This window comes from Pusillimonas sp., from assembly GCF_035515275.1.
Lineage (GTDB): Bacteria > Pseudomonadota > Gammaproteobacteria > Burkholderiales > Burkholderiaceae_B > Pusillimonas.
Map to the genome: position 1 here is coordinate 1 of NZ_DATJBQ010000107.1, position 22,403 is coordinate 22,403.

Here is a 22,403-nt window from a genome sequence, read left to right on the forward strand (position 1 = left end):
CGGCAACGAGATTGTTTACGTGGTACGAGTGCCCGCGCATCGTATTATGTCGATCAATCTGGGGGTGGGCAGCCGTCTGCCGGCTGATTGCACGGCCATGGGGCGGGTGTTGCTGGCAGGTTTGCCCGACGATGTCCTGCAGCAGCGCATCCAGGACATGCACCTGACTGCCTACACGCCCCATACCATTGTCGACCGCCAAGCCTTGCTGGAAGAAATACAGCAGGTACGAATACAAGGCTGGAGCCTGGTGTCCGAAGAACTCGAACCCGGTCTGGTGTCGGTGGCAGCGCCTATTCGCGGGCCAAATGGTCGTGTGGTGGCCGCGCTTAACGTCAGTGGCCATGCGCGCGCTATAACCTCAGAGCAATTGCTTAAGGCTTGCGTACCCCGCCTGCTGGCCGCTGCAGCAAAGATCAATATGCTGACCAGCGCCCGCTAAAAAAGCGGGCGCATCGGGCACAGCGCAACAATGTTTACCGGGCGCGTATGGGGCGGCCCTGGTCATCCAGGCGGTCGACTTTGGTACCTTCCAGCGACACACCTGCCGCGAGGCCTGCGTTGGTCATAACAAAACCCACGATCGGTTCGTTAAGTGTGTTCAAGTCGGCTGCGCCGGTAGCGCTTAAGTTTGCCACCGCGACTGTGGCGTCTACCCCGGCGGTCCAGCCGTTGCTGGCCAGGAATTTATCCAGCGCATCCTGAGTCTTGAACACGAAGATAATGGCTTTGGACTGAGCGCCGGCTTGCAGGCCGATCGAGCCGCTTGAAGTGCTGTAGTAGCCCTGGGTTTTTCCGCCGACCCGCATCACGCCCTGGCCGTGCTCGGCGCCGACAATAAAGCTGCCGCCCAGCACGCGCGGAAATATCAGTACGCCTTTGGCCTGAGACACAAGCTGCCGTGACTCGGGCGCGACTTCATACAGCCGTTTAAGCACGGCATCGGCGCGGGTGTTGATTTCCTGGCGCTGCTCGGCCACGCTTTGTTGTGATTGCGGAACGGTGGTGGTGCAGGCAGCCATGGTCAGGGCACCGGCGGCAAGCGCTAGGGCCGTCAATACATTGCGTGATGTTATTTTGGTATTCATGGAATTCTCCTGTGGGCCATGGGGGTCATGGTCCGTGTGACGGCATGCTGAAGCAAGCCGCATACCCAAGGCAGAAACCTGATGCAGGCAGCAGATAGCTGACCGGTAATGAATTTGGCCCGATCTGCGACGCATCCCGGGCCAAATTTATTGGAAACCATCTGAGGCTTTGGTGCCTTACCCGTAATTGACGAGTTTGTCAGCCTGTTTTTCGATGATGGATTCTTGCGGATCGACGATAAAGTCTTGCTCGCCGTGACGGGCACGAGTGACCAGCCCCATGCGGTTCATCAGCGCAATAAAGGGCAGGGGGTCGAGTTCTTCGACGTTGACCATGCCGCGAGTGTCCCAGATACCGTTGGAAATAAGCATGGCCGCCGCCACAGCCGGCACACCGGCCGTGTACGAAATGGCCTGGCTGCCCACTTCTTCGAAGCATTGTTTATGGTCGCAAACGTTATACACGAACACTTCTTCGGGTTTTCCGTTTTTGCTGCCTTTGACCAGATCGCCGATGCAGGTCTTGCCGGTGTAATCGGGTGCCAGCGAGGCCGGGTCGGGCAACACGGCCTTGACGACCTTGAGGGGAACGACTTCAAGGCCTTCGGCGGTGGTGATGGGTTTCTCGGACAGAAGCCCCAGGTTCTTGAGGACGGTGAACACATTGATGTAATGATCGCCAAAGCCCATCCAGAACCGGATGTTGGGCACCCCCAGGTTCTTCGACATGGAGTGCAGCTCGTCGTGTCCGGTAAGGTAAGTGGTGCTTTTACCCACCACCGGCAAGTCCCATTCTTTTTTATGCTCGAACATGGTGTTGGCTTTCCACTGGCTGTCTTCCCAGGACCAGACCGTTTCGGTGAACTCGCGAAAGTTGATCTCGGGGTCGAAGTTGGTGGCAAAGTAACGCCCGTGACTGCCGGCGTTGACGTCGATAATGTCGATGGAGTCGACCTGGTCGAAGTAGGTGTCCATGGCGTAGCGCGCATAGGCATTGACGACGCCCGGGTCGAAGCCCACGCCCAGAATGGCCGTTACGCCGGCGTCCTGGCACGCCTGACGACGCTTCCATTCGTAGTTGCCGTACCAGGGAGGCATTTCGCAAACTTTGGTGGGGTCCTCGTGGATGGCGGTGTCAAGATAAGCAGCGCCGGTTTCAATGCAGGCCTGCAACACCGACATGTTCAGAAAAGGCGAGCCGACGTTGATGACAATTTGGCTGCGGGTGGCGCGGATCAGAAACTTCGTGGCTTCGATATCAAGCGCATCGAGCTGGTGCGCCTGCAACACGCCTGCTTGCTGCAAATTGCCCTTTGCGTGTATGGAATCAATGATGTCCTTGCACTTGGATACGGTACGCGAAGCGATATTGATGTCACCAAGCTGCGAGTTGTTTTGAGCGCATTTATGGGCGACTACGTGGGCCACTCCGCCCGCGCCAATGATCAGAACATTACGTTTCATGGGATTTTCTCTCTTTTAGTCAGGTTGAATGGTGTCGTCAGGACAGGCTGCCGACATAGTCGTCAAAAGAAAACGCTCGAACGAGACGTATGGAGCCATCGGTTTCCCTGATGGCAATGGATGGCATGTGAATGCCGTTGAACCAGTTTTTCTTGACCATGGTGTAGCCGCCGGCGTCGCCGATAGAGATGCGGTCGCCGACTTCAAGCGGTTGCTGGAATCGGCCTTCGCCGAAGATGTCGCCGGCCAGGCAGGTTTTGCCACACACCTGGTAGACATGGTCGCCTTGGCCCTGACCGAGCGGGGCGGTTTCGCGATAAATAAGCAGGTCGAGCATGTGGGCTTCGGTAGAGCTGTCGACCACAGCCAGGTTCTTGCCCTGAAAGCCGACGTCAAGCACGCTGACTTCAAGCGTGGTGGTATGCCGCACGGCGGCTTCGCCGGGCTCAAGGTAAACCTGAACATTGTGGGTGTGGGCAAAGCGGCGCAGGCGCTCGCAGAACTCATCAACCGGATAGTCAGGCTCGGTAAAACTGATGCCGCCGCCCAGGCTTACCCAGTTGAGCTTGCCCAGAATGTCGCCGTAGCGCTGCTCGACTTCGGTTAACAACTGGTCGAAGCGCTGGAAGCTGTCGTTCTCGCAGTTGTTGTGGATCATGACCCCGTCGAGCCGATGGAGCACCGAGCGGATGCGGTCGGGGTCGGATTCGCCCAACCGGCTGAACGGGCGGGCCGGGTCGGCCAGGTCAAAGCCGGCGCAACTGACACCGGGGTTAAGCCGCAGGCCGACGGGTTTATCGCCGGCGTGTGATTCGAATCGGTTCAGTTGATTGATGGAATTGAAAATGATCTTGTCGCAGTTGGCGACGACTTCGTCAATTTCATGGTCGGCGAATGCCACACTGTAGGCGTGGGTTTCTTTCCCGAATTTTTCGCGGCCCAGCTTTACTTCGTAGAGCGACGAAGAGGTGGTGCCGTCCATGTATTGCTGCATCAGATCGAACACCGACCAGGTGGCAAAACACTTTAAAGCCAATAGGAGTTTGGCGCCGGAGCGTTCCCGAATACGATCTATAACGCGCAGATTGCGCAATAGGGCGGGCTTGTCAATAAGATAATAAGGGGTCGGAATCATGGCGCGAATGCGGATAGATACAAAGTTCAGGGTGAGTCAAGGCCGGCCGGTTTGGGGCCGCGTTTTTTGTGTTCTTGCGGGCTTTCGTCGCGGTAATCAATGATCAGCGAGGGCTCGCCCGGAAACGTGGCCACCAGCGTCAGTTCGCCGCCGATGCTCTCTACGTAGTGGCGCAAGGTCGAAAGCAACATGTCGCTGCGCTTTTCAAGGCGCGAGATGGTGTCTTGCCCCACGCCAAGTGCGGCGGCAAGTTCTTCCTGTGTTTGGCCGGCGCGTTTTCGCAGGCCTTTCAACGTGGTCGTTGCCATATGGTCGGAAAGAACCGCCCCATTTGCATGGACTGCCTTGGTTGACGATACGTCTTTGTGCTTTTTTGCCATGAAAAGGGAGGCGCAGTATTGGGTCAAGGGTCGTATTATGTCTTGAAGTACATATGGTGTCAAATCCATATAAAATTTTTATGAATTAATATGCCGCGAACCGGCAGCCCATACGAAAAAACCCACAACGCGTGGTGGCGTTGCGGGCTTCTGGTGAGCGGGGCGGCTTGTGGCTGCCCCGCGAATCAAGCGACTGGACCGGGTATTAAAGGTCGAAGAAAACCGTTTCGTTGGGCCCCTGGATATGGACGTCGAACTGGTACACGACCTTGCCGTCTTTTTCGGTGCGCTGGGCGATAAGCGTTTTACGGCGCTCGACCCACTCGATGCCTTTCAGGATGGGGTCGTTGGCGTTTGCTTCTTCTTCGTCAGAGAAGTAGATGCGTGTATTCAAGCCGATATTGATGCCCCGGGCGACGATCCACGCATTGATGTGCGGTGCCATGGGCTTGCCGTGACGGCCGGTGACCACACCGGGCTTGATGGTGTCGAAAAAGTACACGCCCGTATCGAAGTCGGAAGCGCCGCGGCCCCAACCCCGGAAACTTGGGTCGATGGCTTTGTCTTCTTGCTTGTCGGCAGGATGGTTGTAGCGACCGGCGGCGTTGGCCTGCCAGATTTCCAGCAGTACGTCGCGAACCAGCGCACCGCTACCGTCGAACACACGGCCTTCAAGACGGATGCGCTCGCCTTTGGTTTCCGGTGTGACCAGTACGTTGCCGAAGTTCTTTTCAAAGATGTCGAAACCGGCCTGTTTGGGTGCCAGGCCGATATGAACGTATGGACCCGCGGTTTGGGAAGCGGTTTCCTTCAGGTAGACGGGTGTATTGAGTTCCCTGAACATTATTTCGCTCCTTGGAGATGGTTTTCGAACAGGGTTGCGCGGCTGCCGCGCACCACGACGTCGAAACGATAGGCCATGCTGTCAAGCGCAACGAACGCACCGCGATCCAACTGGGCGATGAGGCCGCGCACGGCTTCTTCGTTGTTGATGGAGCGAACGATGGGGCAGCCGGGTATAAGCGGGTCGCCTTCGAAGTACATTTGCGTGATCAGACGCTGTGCGAAACCCGAAGCCGAAATCGAGTAGTGAATGTGAGCCGGGCGCCAATCGTTGATCTGGTTGCGCCAGGGGTACGGGCCGGGTTTGACCGTGCGGTAAAAGTAATAGCCGTTTTCGTCGGTAAGGACGCGTCCGCAACCACCGAAGTTGGGGTCGATGGGGGCAATGTAGGTATCGTTTTTATGGCGATAGCGGCCCGAGGCGTTGGCCTGCCATACTTCGACCAGGGCATTGGGAACCGGGCGACCGTTTTCATCGAGCACGTAGCCATGAACCAGAATACGCTCGCCGATAGGCAGGCCCTCTTTGGCGTAGTTCAGGATAAGGTCGTTGTCCAGCGGGCCCAACTCGTCAGGAGAGAAACGCGGGCCCGTGATTTCGGACAACGTGTTCTCGATCGAGATCAGAGATTTTTGGGGCGAACGCAACACGCTGGTTTTGTAGCCCGGCGTGTACGCGGCGGGGTGCCAGCTGCGGTCGCGCTGCAGGAACTCGCCGAATTGTTCGGTGGGGGTGGTCATTGGAATCTCCTTGTGGTCTTGCTGCGTCGTGCAACCGACTCAGTTGACCATATGGTAAGCGGTGGAAAACTTCATGTAAATTGAATTAACCGGCACAGTTTGATAACCTGGGGTAATCGAAACCCAACATGAATCCAGGTCATGGCATCTGTCGCATCGCAGTTATTCAACAGCCGCATCCGGCTTCGGCATATTCAGTGCTTTGTGGCAGTGGCGCAAGAACAGCACTTGCGCAAGGCGGCCGAGCGCTTGCATTTAAGCCAGCCGGCGGTTTCCAAAACGCTGGCCGAACTCGAGGCCCTGACTGAAACGCAGTTGGTCGAGCGCGGACGTTTCGGTGCGCGCCTGACCCGTGAGGGACAGCTGTTTCTAACCCATGCCTTGTCGGTGCTGGACGCGCTCGAGGGCGCCCGGCGCGCCGTCAGTGCCGACAGCGAGGCTGCACATGAGACCGTACTGGTGGGTGCGTTGCCTAGCGTCGCGCCCGATATCTTACCGTTGACGCTGGCCGAATTCCGGACAATGTGGCCGCAGGCGCGGGTCGACATCCAGATCGCGGCCAATACCCCGTTGCTCGATAAGTTGCGCTCTGGCGAGGTCGATTTTGTGTTGGGCCGCATGGCCGACCCCGAGTCCACGGCGGGTTTGTCATTCGAGCTGCTGTACGTTGAGCCCTTGGTGGCGGTGGTGCGTGCCGGCCACCCGTTGCTTGCTGAACCGGATGCAGGCCTTGGGCGCATTGTCGAGTTTCCGCTCATTGTGTCCACCCGGGGCACGGTGCCGCGTCACAACACTGAAAACTTCCTGCATGCACGGGGTTTGAGTTTGCCCGCCAATTGCCTTGAGACGCTGTCGGTTTCGGTGGCGCGCCTGGTGGCAATGGGCACCGACGCTGTTTGGTTCACGCCTATCGGTGCCGTGCGAGAAGATGTCGCGCAGCGCCATCTCCAACAATTGCCGATTACGACCGACGGCACCGAAGAACCGGTGGGTTTGTTGCGTCGCAGTGAGGCTCAGCTTGGGCGCGGCGCCTTGTCGTTCATGAAGATCTTGCGGGACGCCGCCACTCGACGTCGGGGTGAGGGTAGCGCTTGGACACTGTCGGGCGTTTGACAAACGTCAGCCGGCCTTATAACCTTTCTTGTGGTTGTTCTGTATGTGAATAAATGTTTGCAGTACGAACATTTGGTTTCTGGCCTGACCGGCGTGTGCCCACAGGCTGCTTTATCCGCAGGAGAGAAATTCAATGCGTTTCAGTAAAACTTTCACGGCCGTCGCCCTGGCGTTCGGCGTGACCAGTGCGGCGCAGGCCGCCGACCTCAAGATCGGCATGGTGTTGCCCATGTCCGGTCCCTTCGCCCCTTATGGCGAACAAATTTTGAATGGCGCGCGCCTCTATCTGGAGCAAAACCAGCAAAAATTGGGCGATCGCACCGTAGAACTCATCGTCAAGGACGACACGGGTGTCGCGCCGGCCGTCAGCCGCCGCGCGGCGCAAGAGTTGGTGAACCGCGACAAGGTCGATATTTTGGCCGGATTCGGTCTGACGCCGTCGGCTTTCTCGGTCGGCCCGCTGGCCACGCAAGCCAAAGTGCCCATGATCGTCATGAACGCGGCTACGTCGTCGGTCACTGAAAAATCGCCTTATATTGTGCGTACCTCGATGGCGCTGCCGCAGATCACGGCCCCGATTGCTTCTTGGGCAGCCAAGAACGACATCAAGAAGGTGTACACGCTGGTGGCCGATTACGGTCCGGGACACGATGCTGAAAAGCAATTCGTTGAAACCTTTACCGAAGCAGGCGGCGAGATCGTGGGACAGGTACGCACCCCGGTGGGCAACCCCGACTTCGCTCCCTTCTTACAACGCATCAAAGACAGCAACCCCGACGCGGTATTTTTGTTTGTGCCGGCCGGAGAACAGGGAGTGGCGTTCTTGAAGGGCTATCAAGAGCGTGGTCTGGCCGCGGAAGGCATCAAGCTGATCTCCACCGGTGACCTGACCGACGAAGACGTGCTGGACGCCATGGGTGATGCCGTGGGTGTCATGACGTCATTCCACTATGCCGAAGCGCACGATTCGGAGCTGAACAAGCAGTATGTGCAGAGCTACTACAAAGCCTACCCCGGAAAGCGTCCCAACTTCATGTCGGTAGCGGGTTACGACGGCATGCAGCTCATTGACGCAGTGCTTAAAAAGAACGGCGGCGACACAAGCGGCGATGCCTTCATTGAGGCGGCCAAGGGCCTGTCGTGGGAAAGCCCGCGCGGTCAGGTCGCTATCGACCCCGAAACTCGCGATATTGTGCAGGACATTTATATTCGCGAAGTCAAAGAGGTTGACGGCAAACTGCAGAACGTCGAGTTTGACCGCCTGCCCGAGTTCAAGGATCCGGTCAAGGCTAAAAACTAGGGCCGGCTCGTTGTAGGTAAAGCGCCTCGCCGTAATCCATACGGCGAGGCTTTTTTATTGTCGTAAACCCTAGGCTTGGTCGTAATGCATTGACAAAAAGTAACGGATTTTTTAGTCTAGCTGATTGCTAAATAACGATCATTTGTTATTTTCTCGATAATCGCTGGAGGAGAACCGATGCGTATCACTAAAGCCCTATTAACTGCCGCCATGTCGTTAGGCGTTGCCGCGTCGGCGCACGCTGCCGAAGACCTGAAGATCGGCTTCGTCTTGCCGATGTCGGGCCCGCATGCCTCGTATGGCCTGCAAATTCTAAACGGCGCCAAACTGTACATGCAGCAGCATGGCGACACGGTTGCAGGGCGCAAGGTTCAAATCATCGTCAAGGACGATACCGGCGTTGCCCCCGAGATCAGCCGTCGTGCTGCTCAAGAGCTGGTCAACCGCGACAAAGTAGACGTACTGGCTGGTTTCGGCCTTACTCCTTCGGCGTTTGCCGTGGCGCCCCTGTCGGCTTCGGCAAAAATGCCCATGGTCGTCATGAACGCCGCCACCTCGTCGGTTACCGAAAAGTCGCCATACATTGTGCGCGCTTCCATGACGCTGCCTCAAAACTCGGCGCCGGTTGCCACCTGGGCGCTGCGTAACGGCATTAAACGTGTGCACACGCTGGTTGCCGATTACGGCCCAGGCCACGACGCCGAAAAGCAGTTCATCAAAACCTTCACTGAAGGCGGCGGCGAGATCATCGGCGAAGTCCGCACTCCGGTTCAGAACCCCGACTTCTCTCCCTACTTGCAGCGTATCAAAGACGCCAAGCCCGACGCCATCTTCATGTTCGTACCTTCGGGCGAGCAGGGCGTTTCTTTCCTCAAAGGCTACGAGTCGCGCGGTCTGGCCAAAGAAGGCATCAAGCTTATCGCCACGGGCGACCTTACCGACGAAGACGTGCTCGACGCCATGGGCGACCCGGCACTGGGCCTGATCACTTCGTTCCATTACTCTGATGCACATGATTCCGAACTGAACAAGAAGTACACCGAGGCGTATGCCAAGGCATACCCTGGCGTGCGTCCCAACTTCATGTCCATGGGCGGCTACGACGGCATGCACCTGATCTACGCGGTGGCCGAGAAGAACAACGGCGATATGTCGGGCGACAAGTTCATTGCTGCCGCCAAGGGCATGGCATGGGAAAGCCCACGCGGTCCGATCAGCATCGATCCTGAAACACGCGACATCATCCAGAACATCTACATTCGTAAAGTCGAGCGTCGCAACGGCCGTCTCGAAAACGTCGAGTTCGACGTGCTGGAGGCAGTTAAAGATCCAGGCAAGGCCGGCAAGTAATTGGCCTTCGCTGGTCGGGCTTAATGCCTGATCGGTAGAGCGAGTGCTGTAAATAAAGAACCCCGGTTCATGCCGGGGTTCTTTTTTGGTTTTGCGTTGGAGTCTTTCAGTGCTTGTATCGATCTTGCTTACGGCGTTGGCTTGGGTTTTTAAGCGCCGGCGTTGATGTTGCCGGCGATGCTGGATTGAGTTCTTGAGCGCCGGTGCCGGCGGAGGTGCCTGGGCCGGGCGGTCAGGCGGCCGGCCTTGCCGGCTACCCGCGTCTACCTCGTTAGCGCGGGCGGCGAAAGAACTCGCCCTTAGCCGCTATGCGGCTGCGGAACTCGGACATGCTTTCGCCGACAGCCCCCGCGCTGCCTTCGGTAGCACGCGGCGCCTTCCGACGCCCGGCCCAGGCACCTCCGGCGGCACCGGCTGGTGTACGGGTAAGGGAGATGCCTTGAGACAAACTTCGCGTCGATCGCCAGGCTGCTTGTGGGGTGCGCTTATGTTCCCCGATCAGGCTTTCAGTTCGGACAGGAACTGAGTGACGGCTTGCTCGAAAGCCTTGGGTTGTTCGGCGACGGCCAGGTGAGAGGCGTCTTCGAGTACGACCAGCTTGGCACCGGGAATCTGTGCAGCCATGGTTTCGGACATGGAGACGGGCGCACCTTGGTCGAGGGCGCCGGCGATGACCAGGGTGGGCGCTTTGACCTGGGGCAGGCGGTCGGTGGTGTCGACGGTGCCCACGGCGTTGCAGCAGCCGATATAGCCTTCGGAGTCGGTGGTGACAAGGCGCTTGCGGTAGGCGGCGACGGCGGCGGCTTTGTCCTGGCGGAAGCCTGCATGGAAGTAGCGTTCCATGACAGCATCGGCAATGGCTTCAATGCCTTTGCCTCGGACGGTTTCGATGCGTTGTTGCCATGCGGTACGCACGTCGTCGGGGTAGGCCGAGGTGGAGTTTGCAATGACCAGGGCGGACACCAGTTCGGGTTCGCGGATGGCCAGCTCTTGGCCGACCATGCCACCCATGGAAAGGCCGATCCACACCACGGGGCCGCCGCCCAGCTCGCGCACCAGACGCGAGGCGTCCTGGGCGAGTTCTTCCATGGTGTACAGGGTGGCGGGGGCGTCGGAGCCGCCGTGGCCGCGGTGGTCGTAGGCGACGACGTCATTGTCGGCTGCCAGGGTGTTGGCCAGGGCGTCCCACATGGACAGGTCGCAGCCCAGGGCGTGGCTAAGCACGATGGTGTGGCGGGGGGCGCCGTTGCGGGCGCGTCGCAGCGTGTAGTGCAGGGCGGGCTTGCTTAGGGTCGCGGATTCTTTGCCGATGCCGGGGTGGGCGGCGTCGAAGATGCTTGCGGGCTCCAGCGTATAACCTATTTCAGGGCCGATTTCGCGCAGTATGGCCATGGCGTGGGTAAAGCCTGTATTGGCGGCCGGCACGCCGGCGTAGACGGCGGTTTGAATCAGCACTTCTTTGAGCTCGTCGGGGGTCAGGCGGGTGTCAGCCTGGCCGCCTTGAAGGGCGGCGCGCACGTGCAGCTCGAATTCTTCCCAGCGGCCCAGGGCCATGGTCATCGCCAGCACCATGGCGCGGCGGGTTTTCTTGTCGAGACCGGGGCGGCCCCAGATTTCGTTCCAGGCAAATCGGGTGATGAGTTGCTGGAACTCGGCATTAAAGTTGTTGGCGCGTGACAGCGAGCCGTCTACCCAGGCGTCGCCGAGGATTTCGCGGCGATTGTTCAGGCCGCGTTCGAGATCGTGATTGATAGGATCGAAGCTCATGTATTTACTCTTTAAAAATTAAGGAGAGGTTAGTTCTGCGTCAGCTGCGCGCGCAGGCGGGCGATTTGGGCGCGGGCCAATTCGGCGGCGTTGGCGTTGGCGACACGCGGGTCGAACAAGGCATCCAACGCGGCAAGATCAAGCTGTTTGCTGAGCTGCTTGTCGTTGCACACCGCTTGGTTAACGACTTCGCCCAGGGGGCGGGCATCGGCCACGGCTTGTTGGGTCAGGCGCTCCATCAGCGTGTGTGCCTGGGGCTTGCCTATGGCGCCGGCCAGATAAATGGACACGGCCTCGGCATACACCAGGCCGCCCAGGGCGTCGATATTGCGTTGCATACGTTCGGTGTCTATGTGCAGGCCCTCAATGGCCTCTTGAAGCGCGACCAAGGCCCCGTGGGTGCTGATAAACAGGCCCGGCCACTCGGCCAGTTCTGCCTGCCAGTTGCCCAGGCCACGTTCGTGTTCCTGGCCCATGACGGCCAGCAGGGCTGCTGCCCGTTGGGGTACGCGGTGCGCGGCTGCCAGGGCGGTCATGCAGGAGACAGGGTTGCGTTTGTGCGGCATGGCGGTAGAGCCACCCCGGCCGGCCCCGGTGGGTTCGGCCAGCTCGGCGATTTCGCCTTGCATCATCAGACTGAAGTCGGTGGCGACCTTGCCCAGGCTGCCGGCCAGTACGGCGACCTCCATGCCCAGGCGCACCCACTCGTCTCGTTGCGTATGCCAGTTGCCCTCGGGTGCTTTCAGATCCAGGTCCGCCGCGACGCGCCGGGCTACGGCCGGGCCTTTGTCGCCCATGACAGCCAGGGTGCCGACTGCGCCGCCAAGCTGAAGCTGCAAGGCCCGGTCGGCGGCGGCGCGTATGTGGTGACGAGCGCGCACCAGGGGTGCTGCCCAGCCCACCATCTTGAAACCCAGGCTGGTTACTTGGGCCGGTTGCATGAGCGTGCGGGCCAATACCGGCGTGGTCAGATGTTGATCGGCCAGCTCCAGCAGGCGTGTGGCGGTGGCAAGCAACGAAGCATCAATAAGCCGCAGGGCCTTGCGTGTTGCCAGCACCATGCCGGTGTCGATGACGTCTTGGCTGGTGCTGCCCCAATGCACGTGAGTGGCGGCGGCGGGGTCGTGCTGGGCCACAGATTTGGTTAAAGCCTTGACCAGGGGAATTGCCATGCTGCCGGCGCGGCGACTGGCCACGATAATGGCCGGCACGTCGTAGAGCTTGATGTCGGCCTGGTGGGCAATGGATTGCGCTGCTTCGGTGGGAATGATGCCTTCTTGGGCTTGCGCCTTGGCCAGTGCCACTTCGAAATCGAGCATGGCTTGTAGAACGGAGCTGTCGTCAAAAACTTCAATAATTTCAGACGTGGTCAGGAAACTGTCGAATATGGAAACGCTCAACGTGGGCTCCGGCAGAAAAAAAGGGCGGAAAATGAAGAAGGCCGGCTTGCAAGCCGGCCTTGGTATTGTAGCGGTTGGACCTGCGCCGTGTAAGGCCGGCCATGCGGCCCGCTACGACGAACGAATGGCCCGGGGTTTGTTGTGGCTCAGTTTTTCGTTGGCCGAGGGCTCGTTGGCGGCGTCATGCCATGGCTGCTGTTGCGCGGGTTGCCGGGGTGCGCGGCCTTTGCCCTGGCGCCCGTCGATGGGGGCCGGACGACCTTCCTTCTTGAGGCCGGTGTTGAGTACGCCAATGGCTTCACCCAGGTTCTCGGCCTCGGCCGACAGGGTGCGCACGGTCTGGCCCAGGTCGTGCACAAGTTCAGCATTGCGTTGAGTGACGCCGTCCATCTGGCCGACGGCCTGGTTGATCTGTACCAGGCCTACCGACTGCTCGACCGATGCGGTGGAAATCTCGCCCATGATGTCGGTGACTCGTTGTACCGAATCGACGATCTCCTGCATGGTCGCGCCCGCCCGGGCCGCTTGTTCAGAGCCGATGGTCACGCGCGAGGTAGATTCGTCGATAAGATGCTTGACCTCTTTGGCGGCTTGCGAGCTTTTCAGGGCCAGGTTGCGTACTTCGCCGGCCACGACGGCAAAGCTCTTGCCGGCCTCGCCCGCCCGGGCCGATTCCACCGCAGCGTTCAGCGCCAGAATATTGGTCTGGAAGGCAATGCCTTCGATCAGGTTCACAATGTCGGAGATTTTGCGCGAACTGTCGTGGATGCCGTCCATGGTTTCCACCACTTCGGCGACCACGTTGCCGCCCTGGCGGGCGATACGCATGCTGTCGTCGGCCAGTCTGGCGGCAACGTGGGCGTTATCGGAGTTTTGCTTGACGGTTGCGGTCAGCTCTTCCATGGCTGCGGCAGTTTGTTGCAGCGACGCGGCCTGGTCTTCGGTGCGTGCCGACAGATGGGTGTTGTTGGCGAACAGCACCTGCGCGGTGTGGCTGGTTGCCCGAACCCCATTTTGCACGTCGTCGCCGATGCTGATCAGGCTCTTGCGCATGATGTCCAGGTAAAAACCCATGCGGTCCAGTTCATTCTTTTGCGAGCCCTGGGCAATATAAGTGGTGAGGTTGCCGGCTGAAATCTGACGGGCCGTTTCGGCGATGTTCTTGATGGCATTGACCACCCGGCGCTGAACGGCCACGGCTTGCCAGATGCCGCCCGCCGCCAGCAACCCCAATCCAGACCAGAACGCCCAGAGCCACTGCTCCGGCACGCCCCCTGTCAGGGCAAAGTAGCCCGCGACACCCGCAGCGATAAAGCCGGCCGCCACCATGCGCACCAGACCCATGCGCAGATTGTTCTGGAAAGGCATGGCCGAATAATCGATGAGGCGGCGCCATCCCACCCGAACTCGTTGGCCTTGTTTTACGCCGTAACCGCCGGGGCGGCCGGCATTGATGTCGGCGTAGAATTTTTCGGCAGCGCGTACCTGCTCTTCGCTGGGCTTGACACGCACGGAGGCATAGCAGGTGACTTCGCCGTTTTCAACCACGGGGTAGGCGTTGGCCAGCACCCAATAGTAGCCCCCGTCTTTTCGGCGGTTTTTGACGACGCCGATCCAGGGCTTGCCTTGTTTGAGGGTCTCCCAAAGATCGGCAAACGCCGCCGGTGGCATGTCGGGGTGGCGAATGATGTTGTGGGCCTTGCCCAGGAGCTCATCCCGATGAAAGCCACTGACCTCGATAAATGCCGGGTTCGCATAGATGATCCGGCCTTTCATGTCGGTTTTGGAAATCAGATATTGGTCTTCTCGTACCGGGGTCTCTACATTGGTGATGGGCAGATTTTTACGCATGTATGGTGGTTGTTTTGGTATTTTGGGTGTTGGACGGTGAAAGCTTCAATGCACCGCTGGTTAATGAGGTTAACGTTTGCTTGCGAGGAAACTTTAGGTTCTTGATAATGGGCGTCCTCTTCACAGTTCAAAGGTAGCGCAAGGTGATCGAGCAAGTTCGTGGCAAAGCGCAGGGCGAGGGCAAGCAGGCCGATGCACGTCTGTTGTTTGTTTATCGCTGCGCGGTTTCCATCGCCTGCCTGTTGTTGGCCGGGTCGGGCGTTTTCTGGGTTGCGGCGAACTGGGCCGATGCGTCGAAACCGGCCAAGTTGGCGGGTGCTCAACTGGTACTGGCCGCGTTGGTTTTAGCGGCGTGGTTGATCCGGCCTCGAGACAAGGCCTCATGGCGCAACAAAGGGTCGGCCAACCATAACTTCAGTGTTCGCTCGAATCTTGCGGGCCTGGCGGCGGTGGCCGTGGGCGCCTTGCTGGCACTGGTCGGCCAAATTTATCAAACGGGCGCCGACGCCTGGCAGTTGTTTCTGACCTGGGCCCTCTTGTTATTGCCGTGGCTGGTCACGCTGCACACGGTGTTTATCGGTCTTTTGTTTGCTGCCGTGCTCAATACTGCGCTGTGCCTTTATATTGGTGTGCACAGTGGCGGCATCTGGTTCGGCTGGGGCACGTGGACGAGCTCGGCCCTGGTGGCGGCGTTGTTGAATGTAGTGCTGCTGACACTGTACGAAGTCTTTGCCCGTTTCTTCAACGACCCGTGGCGCATCGCGGCACGGGCACTAGCCACCGCCATTGCCGGCTGGCTGGTCGCTGCAGCGCTTGGAGCGATTGACACGGGGGCGGGCCCGATAGGCATGTCCCTCATCGGCTGGCTGGTCCTGGCTGCGATATATCTTGTATACACCCGCCTCAGGTCCGATCTGGTCATTGTCAGCCTGGCCGCTGTAGCGGCGTTTATTTTGCTGGTGGTGCCGCTGCTGCATTGGGTGGGGTCCGAGGCAGGGCTGTTGGTGGCGGTATTGGTGCTGCTGGCGGCCATGGCCTTTGGCCTGCGCAAGCTTGGCAAACTGCTGCGCGCCCGGGCTGTGCATGGGGAGCCCTGGTATATAAGCGTCTTCAGGCTCGTGGCCATGGGTATCACTGCGGTGCTGCTCATGGCGTTCCTGCTAATGGTGCTCGACTTCGAAGTCGAGTTTCTTTGGGTGCCCGGGCTGGTCGTGTGTCTGGTCGGGGTAATCCTTTATCGCAGTTCGGGTTCTGAAGTCGTTCGCGAACTTGGGCTTACGCTGATGACGGCCGGCTTGCTGCTCGCCGGAGGAAGCTTCTTCATGCTTTACGACGAAGGGGCGCTTCTGGCGATCTATGCTTTGCTGGTGCTGGGCCTGGGTCTTTACGTTCTGGCGGGTAACGCCGCGTTCCGTTTCATAGCCGCTTTTTTTGTGCTTGGCATGGCAACGCTTATGACCTGGCCTGTGCAAACCGGCGACGGCACTCTGCTCGGTACCGAGCACGCCCTGAGGGGCGTGTCTTTACCGCTGTACTTGCGCGTGTGGTGGTTTTCTGTGGCCGGCACGCTTGCGCTGCTGTGGGGCCGGGGCGAACTGGCCGGCAAGCGCTGGCGACCATTGGGTTGGGCGCTGGTTTTTCTGGCGCAGATCGTTGTGTGGCAGACCCCCGCGCCGCCCTTGGGCGCCTTGCTCAAGGTCTGGCATAACGACCCTTCGGTGGTGGTCATATGGCTGGCGTGCGCGGCCATGCCCGTGCTGGCCGTGGCTGCGCTGTTGTGGCGCAGACCAGCCTTGCCACTCATGACGCGGCTGGGTGTGCCCACAGCGTTTTCTGTTGGAAGCGTTGGCTGGATGGGCGCACCGGGGGTGTCGCTGGCGCTGCTTTGGCTGGTCCTGGGTCAGGCCATGAAGCATCGCAGCCTGCAGGCTTTCGGTGTGCTGGCGCTAATGGCCTACCTCATGCGCTATTACTATCTGCTCGATTCTTCCTTGCTGTATAAGTCGTCCTTGCTGGCTGCAACGGGCGTCTGGCTGCTGGTTTGTGCATGGTTGTTCCGCCGTGCCGGTGGTCTGCGCGGCTCGACCGAAACCCAGCCAGACAGTGAAGCAGCCCCCCGGGTTGCGTCGCACGAAGCCCCGGTTGCGCGCCATGCAACGCCTGGCGCCGGAAAGGCGTTCGGGTTGCTGGCGGGCCTGTTTCTGGTGTTGTTGGTCGTCAATACCGGTATCTATCAACGAGAACAAGTACTGAACCAGGGCCGCCCGATTGTGTTGCAGTTGGCTCCGGTTGATCCGCGCTCGTTGATGCAAGGCGACTACATGCGTCTTAACTTCCAGGTGGCCGATCAGGTTTACGGCACCCTTGAACACGCGCCCGAAGCCTCGCGCCGTACCATCGAAACGCAGCGGGAGGGCTTGCTGGTGCTGCGTCCCGATTCGGCCGGCGTGCATCGATTACTGGCGGTGGTGCCAAGCAGTTTTGCTTCGGTCAAAGACCAGGTCGATGCCCACGAGCCCAATTCGATGATTGGGGTCGAACCAAAAGAAAGCGATGTGCTGCTCGAGTTTCGTTTGCGTCATGGCGGTGTTCGGGTCGTTACCGACGCCTGGTTCTTTCCCGAAGGCCAGGCTGACCATTTCGCACAGGCGCGCTACGGCCAATTGCGTGTTGACGGCAACGGAGTGGGGCTGCTGGTCAATGTGCTCGACTCAGCCATGCACCCGCTGGCCCAGCGCTGACACAGGAGAACACCATGCTTAAACATTGCGCGCAATTTTTTTCGGTTGCCTGTTTGTCATTGGCGGCCGCGTCTGCCTCTGCGCTAGAGGTGGGCGACCAGGCGCCGGCCTTCACTTTGCCGGGGTCGGACGGCAGCACATACAGCTTGGCCGATTACCAGGGCAAACAAGCCGTGGTGCTGGCTTGGTTTCCTCAGGCCTATACCTACGGCTGCACCATAGAGTGCAAGTCGCTGGCTGAAAACGGCCACCTTATTCGCCAGTACGACGTCACCTACTTCATGGCCAGTGTCGACCCCTTGCTTGACAACAAAGGGTTTGCTTCTGAAACCGGCGCCGATTTTCCGCTGCTAAGCGACGAAGAAAAAACAGTGGCCAAGGCCTACGGCGTCTTGCACGAAAAAGGGTACGCCAAGCGGCATACGTTCTACATCGGCAAAGACGGCAAGATTCTGGCCATCGACACCCAGGTGCGGCCTGAATCCTCGGCCGAGGACATGGCCGCCAAGCTGGGCAAGCTGGGGGTGGACGAACGCTTATAAGGCGCGCGGTCAGCGCGCCGACACTGGGCCAACCCGATCGGCGCCGTCGCGCAGCGCGGCCAGCTTCATCCAGGTTACGGCTGGGTCGATCTTGCCGTAATTGGCAAACGTGCCGAACCCGCAGTCGGTGCTTGCCAACACGCGATCACGGCCCATGAAGCCCACATAGCGCTCAAGGCGTTGCCGGATCAACTCTGGGTGCTCGACGTAGTTCGAGCAGCTATCGATCAGGCCCGGAGCCAGAATCTTGTCGTCGGCCAGCTTGGCGTCGCGCCAGATTTCCCACTCGTGCTCGTGTCGCGGGTTTGCGGCCTCGAACAAGATGGTGGAGGGCTTGGCGGCCAGGATCGGATCAATGACCTTTTCAAGGGCGATATCGCAGTGGTGCGGCCCTTCGTAGTTGCCCCAGCAGATATGCATGCGCAATTTTTCGGAGGGAATGTTGCGGGTGGCCGCGTTTAGCGCTTCGACATTCTGCCAGGCTCGTGCGGTGAACTCTGCTTCGCTCAAGTTCTGAAAGCCTGTATGAGCCGCCATTGCCAGGTCGGGACAATCAAGCTGAAGATCGAAGCCGGCCGCGACAATGGCTTCATATTCGGGGCGCATTGCCTCGACCAGGTCGGCCAGATAAGCCTCGTGCGTCGGGTAATGCTGGTTGGGTTGGAAAGCCGTTATCAGGCCGGGAGACGCAGCATTCATAAAGCCCCGGCCGCCTTGGCCGTGCTGTTCGATTGCAGACTTGAAGCGACGGATGTCGTCATGGCACGGTTCAAGCGTGCGCAGCTTGACCGGGCCGATGCAAGCGGCCCGCACGAACTCTTGCGACCCCATGATGGCGCTGAGTTTTTTCCTTAGCTCGGGGAAGTCGGCCAGATCTTTTGCTGGAGTGCGGTCAATATGGCCGCCAAAGCCCTCGAGGCGCTCTGTAATGTAGGTGGCATAGCCAACCTTGCCCAGCTCGCCGTCGCTCATGACACCCACACCGACTTCCACTTGTTTTTGTACGGCATGGTCAATTGCGGTCTGCACAACTTGTTCGAAGTGTGCGGGATCGACCGGTTGGCCGTGGTCGCGCGCAAGCAACAGTTGCGCCAGCTCGTCACCTCGAGGAAGGCTGCCGACATGGGTAGTAAGAATAGGCGTCATGGTTGTCTTAAGTGTTGTTATGGGAAGCAGCCAGTGTATCTAAACTGGACGCTCGGTTTTGATCAGCTTTCAGGGGAGTGGTACAGCGTTTGGCCGCATTGCGTGCAGAAATGCTCACGCGTGTACGAATGGTTTTTAAGGCCTCGGGCATGGATACGGGTATTGCCGCAAGAAAAACACGAAACCTTATTACCTTGAACGTGCTGGGGATACGTGGATTTGTACCAAGCGTAGTTTTTGTTCTGGTACTTTGATATTCGGCGCCAACTGGAAATCAAGCTGATCAGTCCAATGACCAGAAACGCTACCCCGAGGAATGATCGGCTAATGTCGAAGGCTCCTGTTCTGCTCACGTTCATGATGATTTGACCTGCGCCGATCAGTATGAATATGGAACTGACGAAGGTGACGAAGATTTTCTGGAATGTGTATTTCATTTTTGTGAATGCTGGTTCTACAGTGTCGTAATGATTGCATCTATTCTGTTGGTGTAACGTTGCCGGCAAAAGTGTATCAGCACACAGGTGTCAGGCCAGTGGTTGCCGGGCGCAAAGCAGAGCAGGCCTGAACCGGGCCAACTATAAGATCGACGCATTTGCATCGCACGCCCCTATAATTGCGCACCTTCAAACGCTTTCATTCTGCGCCCTGCGCTAGGCACCAATCTCATGACAAAAAAAATCATATTCTTTGCCTTGCTCGCCGCATCGGTTTGCCAGGCACATGCGGAATCTACATTTTCCACCCTTGCAGATGCACTGGCGCCGGCACGGGTCTCGGTCATTGAAAAAAATGCCACACTGATTCCGGTTTCCCCCCGGATTCCCGAGTACTTGCTGCAACAGGGGGTCGTCCGCGTGGGCGAAGTACCGGTGACGCGGGTGGTATACGTTGCACCGGGTCAGAGCGAAGCAAATAAAGTCACCAGCAATACCTTCCTGTTTACCTGCCCATCGCTCGCCGCACTGGATCAGCAATTGCTCAAGCAGGCGGTGCACGCAGAGCCACCCCGATATGAAGATGTAAAGCGCGTGTGGGATAGGTCAGGAAAGCCCCAGGAAGTTCAGCTGGCAGTGGTTTGGGGGGACTCCTCTACTGCGAATCGCAGGGTGTACGCGGTCAGAACGCGGCTCGACAATAAAATTAGCAGCACCTACGACGTGCTGATGCAACTGGTCCCCAAGCCCGGCGCCGGCAAGACGGCTGCCCCCGTAGACGACGACGTCGTGCAGGTGGCCTTCTCGCAGGCGGGCATCGTCAGTAGCAGGCTGGCGGGGGTTGATCGCCAATGCGCAACCCCGCCGGCGTTCACGCCGGCTTGGGCTTACGGCCCGAGCGTAACACCCGACGACACTCAGGCTCTGGACAACGGCATCAATGCCACTCACGGTTGGGTTACCGCAGATCAGCGACCGCTGATGATCACTTTGGGCGATGACGCTGCCCCATTGCGTGCACTGGAAAATTCCTTGCTTGAATTTGAGATCCTGCCCGGCTTTATTGGTCGGCTCGCCACCAGAGCCGATTCGAGCGGAAAATTGGCGGTCATTGCCATTACGGCAGACGCCAATCATCTGGACAAACCCCAAGCAAAGGAGCGAAAGGCCGCACTTTTAGGTGCGTTGTTTCGTGGACTCGGAACGCCCAGTCAGGAACACATCCGGATTAATCGTCATATACCCGGCGGTGAGGTTTACACGACCCTGGATTGGGACGGGGCGGTGATTTTTGAGTACAAGCTGACGAAAGAGGGGCAGCGGGTCTGGTGGAAATTAATATTCAGGGAATAAGGCGGGCAAGGGGGCCGGTTCCGGCCAAGACATGACCGCCGTAGGCGCGTAGGGACCCGCCTGCTTGTTCAGCTGATTGAGGACCTGCTTTCCGAGGCCAAGGCGTTGCAAATCAATATCTCGCAGGCTGCTGAAGCCGGCATTGCCAAGGCCATCGCACACACGCGCAGCGAGCGTTGGCTGGCTGAGAACCAAGAAGCCATCGAGAGTTCCAACGCTTTCGTCGAAAATCACGGCCTTCCACTGGCGAAGTACCGGATGTTCTGATGAGCCACTACGACGTCTACCCCAACCCCCATGATAGGGGAAATTTCAGTGCCTACACGCGCACACGCGCCTGCGATAGCGGGATTGATTCCTGAGATGAGGTCATGGGTATGGCAAATAAATGGGGTATTCCTTCAGATGTTGAAGAGGCCGTTCTGGCAAGAGATAGTCGCTGTGTTTACTGTGGATGCGGTTTCGGGGAAACCCGTGCAGCTCAGCGCTCGTGGGAGCACATTATTAACGATATAACAATTGCGACTGTAGAAAACATTGCTTTGTGTTGCGTAGGATGTAACGCCTCAAAAGGCGCAAAAAAACTTAAGCAGTGGCTTAGCTCTGCCAACGCGCAACGTAGAGGGATATCGCTCGACACATTGGCGGCGGTTGTCGTGGCTGCATTCGAGCGCACGGATTAGAGGGTTTGCTAACTACTAAGTACTAAGGTGGTTTGTTCTTTTTGGCCGCAACGGGTATAGCATTCACCAAAAGTGTTTACAAAGTGCTTACACGAAACCAGAAAGCAAAAACGCCAACCCCGAAGGATTGGCGTAAGTGCTTGATATCTTTGGTGGCGCATCCCTGATTCGAACAGGGGACCTGCGGATTATGATTCCGTCTGATAGAGTCGCTTTGTTTGTGCTTTACCTTAGCAATCAATTGGTTAGGCTGTGATGATGGCGCTATAAAGGTGCTTTATTTCGCTATGCCGTTGACAGTTGGTTGACACTTTCGGGCGGTCGAAATTCGGCAAGTTCACCGAATGCGAATGGTGACCGTGTCCCCTGATCTTTTGACACACTCGCCAGTCTGCGCTGGTTGAAACTCGATGTCATTCTCACCATCTAATGATCGCAAGACGTAGCCATTGCTAGAAGACAGCTGCCAATCAGAACTATTGTTCCTCAGCCTAATGGAACCGCCTTTAAATAAGCGAACTGCTGGGGCCTGCAATCCGCTGCTGCTGTGTTGATGCTCCACCAAAATCAGATTGCGCTCAATCAGCTCGTCTTCGTCGTTGTATCCCCGCTTGTACAGATCAAATGTGCTCACTGTACTCTCTCCTTTTTCGAATATGAAAGATCATGTTAATGCAAAGTCAACAGATAGGTACACGGCCTTTGTGACGGGCTTGAAAGCAAGCAGCCCCTTCACGGGGCTGCTGTGCATTGCTGATGGCTCTGTGTTTCTGGTCTACGTTGCCGTCCACCACGAGGAAATGAGGAAGGCAACGGTAGCGACCCAGAGGGCCGAAAACACGTAGATGATTTTCAGCAGCCGCCGCCTGCGTACCGGGTCTTTGAAGTCTTGATACAGCGACATAAAGGCCCACGCGCCAGCGCCGCAAAAGAGGATCAATCGAAGGGTATCGTTCATGTCGGTCTGCCTATTTGGTGATGGTGCCACGGCCCGTTGAACCGCCTGACTGGAACCCGGCGCGGGCTGCACCGATCACGCTTCGTTGGCTCATTGCAGCCCTTGCACCAC

General features: G+C 58.5%; 21 protein-coding genes. 8 read left to right on the plus strand and 13 right to left on the minus strand.

The genetic code is table 11. The annotated features are described in order from the left end of the window. The coding region (locus VL003_RS08030) for an IclR family transcriptional regulator domain-containing protein (protein WP_325441331.1) at positions 1-442 on the plus strand (442 nt) is incomplete at its 5' end. A 34-nt stretch (positions 443-476) separates the two neighbouring features. Here the strand turns inward: VL003_RS08030 and VL003_RS08035 are convergent. The 6 genes from VL003_RS08035 to pcaH all read right to left on the minus strand — a co-directional run bounded on the left by VL003_RS08035 (position 477) and on the right by pcaH (position 5,651). After that, positions 477-1,088 carry a BPSL1445 family SYLF domain-containing lipoprotein gene (locus tag VL003_RS08035; RefSeq protein ID WP_325441333.1) on the minus strand — a complete coding sequence of 204 codons (612 nt, stop codon included), beginning with the start codon at positions 1,086-1,088 and terminating at the stop codon, positions 477-479. Positions 1,089-1,265: 177 nt separating this feature from the next. Beyond that, positions 1,266-2,552, minus strand: coding sequence for a saccharopine dehydrogenase family protein (locus VL003_RS08040; RefSeq protein ID WP_325441335.1), 1,287 nt, complete (start codon positions 2,550-2,552; stop codon positions 1,266-1,268). 37 nt (positions 2,553-2,589) lie between these two features. Next, positions 2,590-3,687 (minus strand): carboxynorspermidine decarboxylase, encoded by a 1,098-nt coding sequence (locus VL003_RS08045; RefSeq protein WP_325441337.1) that lies wholly within the window; start codon positions 3,685-3,687, stop codon positions 2,590-2,592. Between the two features lie 26 nt (positions 3,688-3,713). Beyond that, entirely contained in the window at positions 3,714-4,067 is a 354-nt protein-coding gene (locus tag VL003_RS08050; RefSeq protein WP_325441339.1) for a helix-turn-helix transcriptional regulator, read from the minus strand. 205 nt (positions 4,068-4,272) lie between these two features. Further along, complete coding sequence (pcaG, locus tag VL003_RS08055; protein WP_325441341.1) at positions 4,273-4,911, minus strand: protocatechuate 3,4-dioxygenase subunit alpha; 639 nt, start codon at positions 4,909-4,911, stop codon at positions 4,273-4,275. After that, complete coding sequence (gene pcaH, locus VL003_RS08060) at positions 4,911-5,651, minus strand: protocatechuate 3,4-dioxygenase subunit beta (protein ID WP_325441343.1); 741 nt, start codon at positions 5,649-5,651, stop codon at positions 4,911-4,913. The genes pcaG and pcaH overlap by 1 nt, the downstream gene beginning before the upstream one ends. A 141-nt stretch (positions 5,652-5,792) precedes the next feature. Here pcaH and pcaQ point away from each other — a divergent pair, with 141 nt between their 5' ends. The 3 genes from pcaQ (at position 5,793) to VL003_RS08075 (ending at position 9,414) form a co-directional block, all read left to right on the plus strand. After that, positions 5,793-6,764, plus strand: a complete 972-nt coding sequence (pcaQ, locus tag VL003_RS08065; RefSeq protein WP_325441345.1) for a pca operon transcription factor PcaQ — start codon at positions 5,793-5,795, stop codon at positions 6,762-6,764. A 133-nt stretch (positions 6,765-6,897) separates the two neighbouring features. Continuing rightward, entirely contained in the window at positions 6,898-8,064 is a 1,167-nt protein-coding gene (locus VL003_RS08070; protein WP_325441347.1) for an ABC transporter substrate-binding protein, read from the plus strand. A 177-nt stretch (positions 8,065-8,241) separates the two neighbouring features. Next, the gene (locus tag VL003_RS08075; RefSeq protein ID WP_325441349.1) at positions 8,242-9,414 is read left to right on the plus strand and encodes an ABC transporter substrate-binding protein; all 1,173 of its coding nucleotides are present in this window, start codon (positions 8,242-8,244) and stop codon (positions 9,412-9,414) included. Between the two features lie 498 nt (positions 9,415-9,912). Here the strand turns inward: VL003_RS08075 and pcaCD are convergent, their stop codons facing one another. The 3 genes from pcaCD to VL003_RS08090 form a co-directional block, all read right to left on the minus strand. Continuing rightward, entirely contained in the window at positions 9,913-11,181 is a 1,269-nt protein-coding gene (gene pcaCD / locus VL003_RS08080) for a bifunctional 4-carboxymuconolactone decarboxylase/3-oxoadipate enol-lactonase PcaCD (protein WP_325441351.1), read from the minus strand. Positions 11,182-11,210: 29 nt separating this feature from the next. Continuing rightward, the gene (locus VL003_RS08085) at positions 11,211-12,581 is read right to left on the minus strand and encodes a lyase family protein (protein WP_325441353.1); all 1,371 of its coding nucleotides are present in this window, start codon (positions 12,579-12,581) and stop codon (positions 11,211-11,213) included. Positions 12,582-12,692: 111 nt separating this feature from the next. Beyond that, positions 12,693-14,432 carry a methyl-accepting chemotaxis protein gene (locus VL003_RS08090; protein ID WP_325441355.1) on the minus strand — a complete coding sequence of 580 codons (1,740 nt, stop codon included), beginning with the start codon at positions 14,430-14,432 and terminating at the stop codon, positions 12,693-12,695. Between the two features lie 143 nt (positions 14,433-14,575). Here VL003_RS08090 and VL003_RS08095 point away from each other — a divergent pair, with 143 nt between their 5' ends. Beyond that, positions 14,576-17,173 carry a GDYXXLXY domain-containing protein gene (locus VL003_RS08095; protein WP_325441357.1) on the plus strand — a complete coding sequence of 866 codons (2,598 nt, stop codon included), beginning with the start codon at positions 14,576-14,578 and terminating at the stop codon, positions 17,171-17,173. A 14-nt stretch (positions 17,174-17,187) separates the two neighbouring features. Next, entirely contained in the window at positions 17,188-17,715 is a 528-nt protein-coding gene (locus VL003_RS08100; protein ID WP_325441359.1) for a peroxiredoxin, read from the plus strand. A 9-nt stretch (positions 17,716-17,724) separates the two neighbouring features. On the opposite strand, the gene VL003_RS08105 is transcribed toward VL003_RS08100, so the two are convergent. Next, entirely contained in the window at positions 17,725-18,861 is a 1,137-nt protein-coding gene (locus tag VL003_RS08105) for a cobalamin-independent methionine synthase II family protein (protein WP_325441361.1), read from the minus strand. Positions 18,862-18,923: 62 nt separating this feature from the next. Continuing rightward, positions 18,924-19,298: a hypothetical protein gene (locus VL003_RS08110; RefSeq protein WP_325441363.1), complete on the minus strand. Its 375-nt coding sequence runs from the start codon at positions 19,296-19,298 to the stop codon at positions 18,924-18,926. Between the two features lie 231 nt (positions 19,299-19,529). Between VL003_RS08110 and VL003_RS08115 the strand changes: the two genes are divergently transcribed. Together VL003_RS08115 and VL003_RS08120 are read left to right on the plus strand one after the other, a co-directional pair. Next, positions 19,530-20,651 (plus strand): hypothetical protein, encoded by a 1,122-nt coding sequence (locus tag VL003_RS08115; protein ID WP_325441365.1) that lies wholly within the window; start codon positions 19,530-19,532, stop codon positions 20,649-20,651. A 75-nt stretch (positions 20,652-20,726) separates the two neighbouring features. Further along, positions 20,727-20,918: a type II toxin-antitoxin system CcdA family antitoxin gene (locus VL003_RS08120; RefSeq protein ID WP_325441370.1), complete on the plus strand. Its 192-nt coding sequence runs from the start codon at positions 20,727-20,729 to the stop codon at positions 20,916-20,918. A 753-nt stretch (positions 20,919-21,671) separates the two neighbouring features. Here the strand turns inward: VL003_RS08120 and VL003_RS08125 are convergent. After that, the gene (locus tag VL003_RS08125; protein WP_325441367.1) at positions 21,672-21,968 is read right to left on the minus strand and encodes a hypothetical protein; all 297 of its coding nucleotides are present in this window, start codon (positions 21,966-21,968) and stop codon (positions 21,672-21,674) included. 141 nt (positions 21,969-22,109) lie between these two features. Beyond that, positions 22,110-22,292 carry a hypothetical protein gene (locus tag VL003_RS08130; RefSeq protein WP_325441369.1) on the minus strand — a complete coding sequence of 61 codons (183 nt, stop codon included), beginning with the start codon at positions 22,290-22,292 and terminating at the stop codon, positions 22,110-22,112. Positions 22,293-22,403: the final 111 nt, after the last annotated feature.